Origin of the sequence: Psychrobacter sp., from assembly GCF_036731945.1 — a bacterium.
Classification (GTDB): domain Bacteria; phylum Pseudomonadota; class Gammaproteobacteria; order Pseudomonadales; family Moraxellaceae; genus Psychrobacter.
Map to the genome: position 1 here is coordinate 41,440 of NZ_DAINDI010000012.1, position 10,321 is coordinate 51,760.

Here is a 10,321-nt window from a genome sequence, read left to right on the forward strand (position 1 = left end):
GGTCAATTCAAACTCAGGCGTGCCGGGGGCAGGTTCAAAGCGATAATGCCAGCTAACAAGCGGCGGCATACTGACTAAGATGGACTCAATGCGTCCATTACTTTGTAGTCCAAATAGGGTGCCACGGTCATAAACAAGGTTATATTCGACGTAGCGTCCGCGGCGATAAAGCTGAAATTCACGTTGTGCTTCGGTATAAGGGGTGTTTTTACGCTGCTCAAAAATTGGCAATATACCTTCAAGATAACCATTACCGACCGCTTGCATAAATTCAAAGCACGTCTCAAAATCCCAACCGCGGCTCTCGGTATTGACGTCGTCATAAAATAGGCCGCCGATACCGCGCTGCTCATCACGATGGCGCAGATGGAAGTATTCGTCACACCACTGCTTAAAGTCAGGATAGACGCTGTCACCAAACGGTGCGCACAGGTCGTGACAAACCTGATGCCAATGTACGCAGTCAGCAAGCACCGGATAAAACGGCGTTAAATCAAAACCGCCACCAAACCACCAAATAGGCTCTTCGCCCTCGGCTTCAGCAACGAACAAACGCACGTTGGCATGGCTGGTTGGTACATTGGGGTTTTTAGGATGCACTACCAATGAAACGCCCATCGCTTGCGCTTTACGGCCAGCGATATCAGGATGCCGCGCGGTTGCCGAGGCGGGTAGGTTATGCACATGAATATGGCTAAACATCACGCCCGCTTTTTCAATCACTTCGCCACCTGCGAGCACGCAAGAACGGCCGCCGCCGCCCTCAGGACGTTCCCAATCGTCAGGCACAAAGGTTGCCGGCTGATCATTACTGCTGCCGTCGCGCTCTTGCGCTTCTAACGCTTGGCAGATACGCGCTTGCAGATCCACCAAAAACTCACGCACGCGCTTGATGTCATTGTGGGTTGGCGTCACGGCAGAATTCGTCTCTGGTAAATTGTCATGATTATCTATATTTGGTATGGTCATAAAATATCTAATTATTTACTATTTATTAAGGTGTAAGGCGGTATTGAAATCTTTATCGAGCAGATGGCCCATGCGGTCGCGTTTGGTCGCGAGATACTCAGCATTCATATCGTTCACCCCGACCAATAACGGCACGCGCTCAACGACATTGATACCATGTTCGGTTAAGTAAGCAACTTTATCGGGATTATTGGTAATCAGGCGCACGCTATCGACGCCGACATGAGCAAGCATCGGCCCGCACATATCATAAACGCGCGCATCCGCCGGTAAACCCAACATAAGATTGGCATCTAACGTATCATGCCCTTGATCTTGCAAGGCATAAGCACGGATTTTATTGGTCAAGCCAATGCCGCGTCCTTCTTGACGCAAGTATAATATCGCCCCGCAGCCGGTTTCTTGTATCGCCTGCATCGCGGTATTAAGCTGGGGACCGCAGTCACATTTTAATGAGCTAAAAGCGTCACCTGTCAAGCATTCCGAATGAATACGAATGAGCGGTATGGGCGCTTCTTTTAGCGCATCGCTGTCTTGATTAAATGCCGTGCCTTGCTGATTTGAAACGTCAGTTTGCTTGGTCACAGGTAAACCGACGGTAAGCATCACATGCTCTTGACCGTCTGCATTTTCAAAGATATGAATATCAAACTCGCCGTGACGAGTCGGTAGTTTGGCATTGGTGATAAATTGATATGACATTAATGTCCTGCATAAGCCGATCATCGTGACGCTAGCGGTCGGTTAAAGTTTTATAATAATAGAGGTGCTGCACAAGCGCTGCTAACTAAAATAGCATACGAAAGCTGTTTGGTGGAAATACACACAAAGTTCACAGACGGCGCACGATGATTAAAGCGACAATTAAAAATAAATGCTATTATGCCATACTATTTTGACGGATACAGTGACAAGTCTTAGCCCTTGCATTACTATGTCGTCACTGTCGCCCGATATGCGCTCAATATGAAAGCAAAATTAGCAGGCGCTATAACGTTTTATATGAGGACATAGTCTCATTTTAAAATGTCTATAAAATTGAAAGTTTGTTTTATTTTAAATCGTTATTTACAGCTATTTTAAGCGCTGTATCAATTATTAACGCCACTTAGATGCTAGCTAGCATCTAAGGTAGCATCTTGTTAGCAGATTGGTAGGTATCGTACGTTTTATGCAGCAGTCACCTCATTCCCCACAGTCTAAGTCATCATCTGCGTCAGCCATTGATTCTGCTGCATCGCTATCGCACCTGCAAAAAACTTATGCAGTCATTCCACGTGAGCGTCCGCATACGCCGCTACTTGATACAGTAGACGCTCCGATTGATTTAAAAGCGTTTAGCGAAAGTCAGCTCATTACCTTGGCGGATGAGCTACGGCTTTTTTTGCTTTATTCAGCCGGTCAAAGCGGTGGTCATTTCGGGGCCAATTTAGGCGTCATTGAGTTGACCATTGCCCTGCATTATCTTTTAGATGCGCCGCAAGATCAGATTGTTTGGGACGTCGGTCATCAGGCCTATGCCCATAAAGTGTTGACAGGACGCCGTGAAAAGCTTGGAACTATTCGCGCAAAAGATGGTTTGACTGCTTTTCCAGAACGCGCCGAGTCGGTTTACGACACTTTTGGCGTTGGACATTCATCGACGTCTATTTCAGCGGGTCTTGGTATGAGCTTGGCGCTGCGCTATCAAGGGCGCGCGCAAACGGTTGCCTGTATTATTGGCGACGGTGCGATGACCGGCGGCATGGCGTTTGAAGCAATGAACGACGCCGTCCAACAAGATGCAGATTTGCTCGTGATTTTAAACGACAATGATATGTCGATATCTTGTTCGATTGGTGGTTTTTCGCGGCATTTAGCGACATTGTGGGAGTCAGGCTATCAGGTTGATATCTCTGATGCTGGCGAGCCAATATTATGTAAACGCCCTGACATGCAAGCCTACGACCGCCGTAAACGCCATAATGAGCTGCGCGATGTGCCGCAATTAGAAGACAATCTATTTAAAGCCATTGGTTTTACTTATTTCGGTCCATTTGATGGCCACAATATCCCTGAGCTACTGCGCGTGCTAGCGCTTGCCAAGCAATTAAAGGGCCCTGTTTTAGTCCATATTTATACCACCAAAGGTAAAGGGTTTGCACCTGCTGAATTGGATCCTGTAGGCTATCATGCTATTAGTAGATTGCCTGCCGAAGATAACGAGAAGAAAGCGCTAACCGCTAACCTAACAGCGAGTACACCGCTCTTAAAATACTCGCAAGTCTTTGGCCAGTTCTTATGTGATAAAGCCGCTACTGACGAGAAATTGCTTGCCATTACCCCAGCCATGGAAGAAGGCTCGGGCATGATTGAGTTTGCGCGTCAATTTCCCAATCGTTTTTTTGATGTAGCGATTGCTGAACAACACGCAGTAACGTTAGCAGCCGGCATGGCAACCCAAGGTGTCAAGCCAATCGTCGCCATCTATTCAACCTTTTTGCAGCGTGGCTACGATCAGCTGATTCATGATGTGGCGCTACAAAATCTTGATGTGATGTTTGCTATTGATCGCGCCGGTTTGGTCGGTGAAGATGGCGCTACTCACGCAGGCGTATTCGACTTTGCTTTTTTACGCTGCGTGCCGAATATGCTGATTGCCGCGCCAAAAGATGAAAACGAATGCTACCATCTGCTGAATACTTGTTATGAGTATCAAGGTTGTACGGCTGTACGCTATCCACGCGGTGTCGGCGTTGGCGCGACGATTACTCAGCCAGCGCAAGTCTATCCTATTGGTAAAGCGGTGGTAGAGTCGGTATTAGGTCAAGATAACGCACCTAATAAGTTGGCATTATTAGCTTTTGGTACCATGGTGGCGACGGCTCAGCAAGCGGCAGAAAGCCTGATTAACGATAATACAGAAACAGACTGCCAAGTACATGTGGTGAATATGCGCTGGGTAAAACCTTTAGATACGCACTTGCTTGAAAGCTTAATCGAGCAAGGCGTTACCCATATTGCTACTTTGGAAGAGCATACGGTTATGGGCGGCGCGGGCAGTGCGGTCAATGAGTATTTACTTAACGAATCAATAGCCTTTAAAAATAGCCGTCCAGTAATCTGTAATATCGGTATTCCTGATCGCTTTATCGCTCATGGTTCCCCAACAGAACAAATGGCTGATTGTGGTCTGGATGTTGCAGGGGTCGTGAGCCAGCTGCAGCAATTGCTAAAATAAAACCCTATCGCTGATAAAAAATTGCTAAAATAGCAGATTGAAAAATAAAGCATTTTTGCTTAGACCTCGCCTACTTGCCGTAGGTGTGAATTATTTGACAACTTGGGCGGCACTACTGCTGGCAATCATTTATTTGGTTCGCTAGGCGGCGATGGTTTTCATGAGTTATTAATCCGATTTAATTTTAAGCGGCTTTTATTTTTCGTACATTTTATCAGTCCTATCTTTTAAGTAGTATTCATTCATCAAGCAAATAGGTTATTTATGGAACCCATGGTCGTCATCGCAGCGCGTGCTGCTGAAAAAGTCGGTAAAGAGATTTTATATGCGCATCAAAACCGCCACAAAATCGAGCTAGATATCGAGTCAAAAGGACTTGATGGTTTGGTCACGCGCATTGATCGTTTCAGTGAAGAGCTGACGATTGAGACCCTAAAAGCCAGCTATCCAAATCACTCGTTTTTGGGTGAAGAGTTTGGTATGCAAGAAGGTCGCGGCGAAGATGCGGACTGGTGCTGGATTATTGATCCGCTAGATGGCACTAAAAACTTCGTCCATGGCGTACCTCAGTTTTGCGTCTCTATCGCAGTGCAGCATAAAGGCGTGACCCAGCATGGCGTCATCTATGATCCTGTGCGTGATGAGATGTTCTCGGCTAGCCGTGGTAAAGGCGCGCGTTTAAACAATCGCCGTATGCAAGTGAGCGAGCGTAAAACCATCGACGGCGGCCTATTTACCACTGGTCATCCGCTTGAGCGTAAACGCAATGGTGAAATCATCTCTTATGCCAAGCAGCACTTTGAAAGCTTACAAAAAATCTCTGAAGCGGGCGGCCAAATTCGCCGTTTAGGCTCAGCCGCGCTAGATTTATGCTATGTCGCCGCTGGTCGATTTGATGGCTACTTTGAGATGTCCATTAAGCCGTGGGATATCGCTGCCGGTGAGCTTATCGTGACCGAAGCACGCGGTGTGGTCGTTGACCATACAGGCGCGCACAACTCAATGACATCAGGCTCTATCTTTGCTTGTAACGTCAAATTACTAAAACCGTTAATGCAAGTCGTTGTCCCAACATGGGGCGATATTTTGTAGTTTTAACTTATTAAAGATTTAGAAAATCGATACTAAGAAAAGCTGGTTCCATTATGGCGCCAGCTTTTTTGTTTTGCCATTTTCTTTGTCCCTACTTTTATCTGTAACCGTGATACCTTGAAATTCAAGCTCTTTACTGGTGCGCTCCAACAACTGCAGCTCTTCTTCTATGAGGACGAGCATATCTTGTACATGCGGTAGAGCTTTGCTGCAAGCGGTGATGCCAAATTCAATCTTGTCCAAATAGCTGGCGAGGGTGATATTCATCGCTTGTCCATTAAATACAATCGACGCTGGATATAAAGATTGCAGACGCGCGCCGTTCCAATACAGCGGCTTTTCTGACCCAGGGACGTTGGAGATAATCAGGTTAAACGCTTGTTTTTTCGGAAACAGCCCTGTTGCCAAATTGATGCCCTCCCACGCATAAGAAATCACACTGTAATTGATAACCTGCGCTTGATTCATACGGCGGAAGCGGCGTTTGCCATTATTCATACTGCGATGAATCAGCTCGATGCGGCTAAGCGGATCATCTAAATGCGTACCCAAATTTGCCAATACAAATGACAACTGGTTGCCCGCCACGCTATTATCGGTACGTAATGACATGGGTACAAAAGCAATCAAAGGCTTACTTGGCAGCGCATCTATCGACAGGAGATAACGGCGAATAGCACCAGCACAAACGGCAAGTACGACATCGTTTTTACTGATATTTAAACGCTCAGCGATATCATTAAAGCGCTGTATCTCATAGGACTGCGCGGCGATGCGCCGCGAGGCTGAAATGCGTTTATTAAGCACACTCATCGGCGCTGCAAAGGTACTGACATAACTGTCATCACCGAAATTTTTTAAGTTATCGAGCAATTCTGTAAATACCGGTTTAATGGTCGATATTTGCTCTTTGATAATGCGCCGCGCCGAACGTTCTTTTGGCAAAATCGCATCGACTTGGTTACGATGGCGAGCCATTAATGACCAAATCGGTAGCGTAACCGGTTCGGTCGGCGATTGCGATAAGGATTTTTTGACCAGTCGCATGGCAGCGATGCCATCAACGAGCGAATGATGGATTTTAAAATATAAGGCAAAACGTTCAGGAGCGCCTTCGCTTTCTGGCTGAATGCCTTCAATAACGTGACATTCCCATAGCGGCATTGCCCGATCTAACAGGCGACCATGCTCTCTTGATACGTACATCAAAAGCTCGCGTACACGCGCGGGCTGTGGTAGCGCTACATGATGCAAATGATGCTCAACATCAAAGTGTTTGTCTTTTTTCCAAAATATCAAATGCTCAAGCACTTGGTTAAAAGGAAAAGTCGGCGGCACCTCAGAGTGCTGCATCTGCTTGACCAATTGACAAACAAAACTGCTGTCCGCATTTTCTGGCAATTCGAATAAAAATAGACCCCCAACATGCATGGGTTGTTTACGCGACTCAAGAAGTAAGAACAACTGGTCGACTGCTGTGAGAAGTCGCATAATAAATCCTTTTATGACGATGAATGAAAAATGGCAATAAACTAAATAAGTATTCAGTTAAGCAAAGGTAAAGCGTAGTAAAACTAAAAAATATAGCAAAAAATTATTGAAAATTTAAAAGTAGTTAGAAAAACATCTTAATATAAAAAGCATGGCGCACGGGATTTTTATTATGTGTTAAGCCATGCTTTTAAAGGTTTAAGCTAGAAAATTCGCCCTACAGCTTTCAAGCTGAAAAGTATAAGCTAAAAATTACTGAAAAAAGTATCCGGTCTGCGGTGAGCTAGCAATGGCCATTTTGCGCATCGGCATACGGCCCGCTAAGAACGCCTGACGCCCTGCCCATATAGCATGTTTCATGGCCTGCGCCATCAGCACAGGATGTTGTGCGTTGGCAATCGCTGAGTTCATCAGCACGCCATCACAACCAAGCTCCATCGCAATCGCGGCATCAGAAGCGGTGCCGACGCCTGCATCAACCAATACGGGTACATTAGCGTTTTCGATAATAAGGCTTAGAGTATGGCGATTGAGCAAACCTAAACCTGAGCCAATTAAGCTACCAAGCGGCATAATTGCCACACAGCCCATGCTCTCTAATTCTTGAGCGACGATGGGGTCGTCAGAGGTATAAACCATGACTTCAAAACCATCATCGATTAGCACCTTGGCGGCTTTTAGAGTTTCCATCACGTTTGGATAAAGGGTTTTTTCATCGCCTAACACTTCTAGCTTCACCAGATTATGCCCGCCTAACAGCTCGCGAGCAAGCTTACACGTCCGAACCGCGGTTTCGGCATCAAAACAGCCTGCGGTATTGGGCAAGATGGTATATTTATCCGGTGAAATAATATCTAATAAATTTGGCTCATTGCTATTTTGACCAATATTGGTACGGCGAATAGCAACGGTGACAATCTCAGCTTCTGACGCGCCAATCGCCGCGCCTGTTTCAGCCATATCTTTATATTTACCAGTACCGACCAACAATCGAGAAGAGAATGTACGACTACCAACCGTAAAGGTATCATTCGATAAGGCATTTTGTGAAAATGATTGAGCATTGGCAGGAGTATTTGCGGCTTGTGACATAAGGATAATCCTAATAGCGGGCGGACAAAAGTGACTAACGAGGTTATTAAGTTTGTTACTGTGTTTAATGAGAGTTTTTATTAAATAGTAGTAGAGGCAAAACGTAAATAGGCGTTATGTGGCCAAAGGCTTGCGATGTTAAATGCTAATAATATAACTGCTTTAAAAGCAAAGTCATAAATCCAAACAAAGCCTTGCTACTTGTATAAAACAAAATGTTATTATAACAAACTCATGCGTGCTTACTGATAATCTTTACCCAGTTTAACGATTTAGGCAGGGTGTTTAACGCTTAAAGTTAGTAGGACTTTTTAGCATGTATGAGGTCATATTTTTTAGCTATCTTCAAAGTTATTTTATAAGCTGTTTTATAAGTTCTTTTTTAAATTAATCACTCACTAGGTCGTCTTTATGCTGCAGCTGCCGTACACTTTTGCAAAACGCCATCAAATTTTGGCCATTCTTGCTATTGATCCTGAGTTGCCGCCGACCTTGGTGTTGACCAAAACTACGCCACTGTCCGCCATTAATGAGGCGGTGCGTTTTTTACAGCAGCAAGGCGTACGCGGTGTGCCAAATTATGAAAGTATAAGCATTGAAGATTTCGAAAAACGCATGAATGCCGCTTATGCTGGTAATACGGGCGAATCGCAGCATATCGCCGCTGGGCTTGAAGACCATCCTGACCTCGATAGCTTGGCCGATAGCGTTCCTGAAACAGAGGATTTGATGGATCAACAAGACGATGCGCCAATTATTCGTCTGATTAATGCGCTGTTGTCTGAAGCGATACGTTTAAATGCCTCAGATATTCATATTGAAACCTTTGAGAAGCGCTTAGTGGTGCGCTTTCGTGTCGATGGAGAGCTAAAAGAAATTATCACGCCAAAACGCCAATTGGCGCCGTTACTGGTCTCGCGTATCAAGGTCATGGCTAAGCTAGATATCGCCGAAAAGCGTGTGCCGCAAGACGGTCGCATCAGTTTAAGACTGGCAGGCCGTGAGGTCGATGTACGGGTATCGACCTTGCCATCGAGCTTTGGTGAGCGCGTGGTCATGCGTTTATTAGACAAGCAAGCGGGTCGTCTGAATATGACGTATCTCGGTCTATCTGATAATGACTATAGCGAGCTTAAGCGCTTAATCCATCGTCCACATGGCATTATTTTGGTGACTGGACCGACAGGTTCGGGGAAAACCACCACACTATATTCGGCATTGACCGATTTAAATGATCAAACCCGCAATATCTTAACCGCTGAAGATCCGATTGAATTTCAGCTCGATGGTATTGGGCAAACGCAGGTGAATAATAAAGTCGATATGACCTTTGCTAAGAGCCTGCGTGCCATGTTACGTCAAGATCCAGACGTGGTGATGGTAGGTGAGATTCGTGATTTAGAAACCGGCGAGATTGCCGTGCAAGCGTCTTTAACAGGACATTTGGTATTATCAACGCTGCATACCAATACTGCCATCGGTGCGGTCACGCGTTTGCAGGACATGGGCCTAGAGCCTTTCTTATTATCGTCATCGCTGATTGGTGTCGTCGCTCAGCGCTTGGTACGGACGTTATGCACACATTGTCATGGCTGGCAGGCTGCCGATAATGAACAAGCCAAATTATTTACTGAAATTGGTATTGCGGCAAATGCTACAAATACGGCTACTGAAAAATTAACAGAGAATATTATTAATTTGCCCAAACCCGTTGGCTGTGATAAATGTAATAATTCAGGCTTTAGAGGGCGAACGGCAATTTATGAAGTGGTGCCGATTGACGATACCTTGCGCCGAATGATTCATAGTAATACTGCCGAGTACGAGCTAGAAGAATACGCCCGTCAGCAGACGCCATCGATACGTGCTGATGGGCTACGCAAAGTGATAGAAGGGCGGACGACGTTAGAAGAAGTGCTGCGGGTAACCAAAGAAAGCGCCCTGACTGATGATGCTATTATTGTATAAAGAAACGGTGGTATAAAGAAAAACGATTGTATAAAGCAAAGCGGTTATTGAGTCAAAAGTCAGGACAATTGGCTCAATAACCGCTAATCAAAAAGTCAGTTTGGCTTATTTTTAATAGTACTGCTATTTTGCGGCGATACACTCAACTTCAACGCTTGCACCCGCTGCTAGCTCTGCAACACCAAAGGCTGAGCGTACCGGATAAGGCTTAGCTAATTCTGCTTTATAGACTTTATTAAAGTCATCAAAATCATCCATATCGGTCAGCATCGCCATACATTTGACGATGTCGGACTTTTGGTAGCCGTACTTTAACAAGGTTTCATGGATATTATCGAGCGCTTGTTTGGCTTCCGCTTTGACGCCGCCTTTGACCAGTTTGCCGTCTTTAAAACCAATCTGTCCTGACATATAGAGCGTATCGCCGACACGTACCGCTTCTGAAAATGGATAATTGCCGCCATCGCCAAGAAACACTGGGCTAGATTT

General features: G+C 45.5%; 8 protein-coding genes. 3 read left to right on the forward strand and 5 right to left on the reverse strand.

From position 1 onward, the window contains the following. Both hemF and ribA read right to left on the reverse strand, forming a co-directional pair. A partial coding sequence (gene hemF / locus V7D75_RS04030) for an oxygen-dependent coproporphyrinogen oxidase (RefSeq protein ID WP_333613507.1) occupies positions 1-969 on the reverse strand: 969 nt, incomplete at its 3' end. Positions 970-987: 18 nt separating this feature from the next. Continuing rightward, on the reverse strand, positions 988-1,671 hold the full coding sequence (ribA, locus tag V7D75_RS04035; RefSeq protein WP_333613508.1) for a GTP cyclohydrolase II: 684 nt from the start codon (positions 1,669-1,671) through the stop codon (positions 988-990). Between the two features lie 469 nt (positions 1,672-2,140). Between ribA and dxs the strand changes: the two genes are divergently transcribed. Further along, complete coding sequence (dxs, locus tag V7D75_RS04040) at positions 2,141-4,189, forward strand: 1-deoxy-D-xylulose-5-phosphate synthase (protein ID WP_333613509.1); 2,049 nt, start codon at positions 2,141-2,143, stop codon at positions 4,187-4,189. 264 nt (positions 4,190-4,453) lie between these two features. Next, complete coding sequence (locus tag V7D75_RS04045) at positions 4,454-5,281, forward strand: inositol monophosphatase family protein (RefSeq protein ID WP_333613510.1); 828 nt, start codon at positions 4,454-4,456, stop codon at positions 5,279-5,281. A 51-nt stretch (positions 5,282-5,332) separates the two neighbouring features. Here the strand turns inward: V7D75_RS04045 and V7D75_RS04050 are convergent, their stop codons facing one another. Together V7D75_RS04050 and V7D75_RS04055 are read right to left on the reverse strand one after the other, a co-directional pair. Beyond that, positions 5,333-6,772, reverse strand: coding sequence for a WS/DGAT/MGAT family O-acyltransferase (locus V7D75_RS04050; protein ID WP_333613511.1), 1,440 nt, complete (start codon positions 6,770-6,772; stop codon positions 5,333-5,335). 252 nt (positions 6,773-7,024) lie between these two features. After that, entirely contained in the window at positions 7,025-7,864 is an 840-nt protein-coding gene (locus tag V7D75_RS04055; RefSeq protein ID WP_333613512.1) for a thiazole synthase, read from the reverse strand. A 411-nt stretch (positions 7,865-8,275) separates the two neighbouring features. Between V7D75_RS04055 and gspE the strand changes: the two genes are divergently transcribed. Next, the gene (gene gspE, locus V7D75_RS04060; RefSeq protein WP_333613513.1) at positions 8,276-9,832 is read left to right on the forward strand and encodes a type II secretion system ATPase GspE; all 1,557 of its coding nucleotides are present in this window, start codon (positions 8,276-8,278) and stop codon (positions 9,830-9,832) included. Between the two features lie 123 nt (positions 9,833-9,955). Here gspE and V7D75_RS04065 read toward each other — a convergent pair. Next, a partial coding sequence (locus V7D75_RS04065; protein ID WP_333613514.1) for a RidA family protein occupies positions 9,956-10,321 on the reverse strand: 366 nt, incomplete at its 5' end.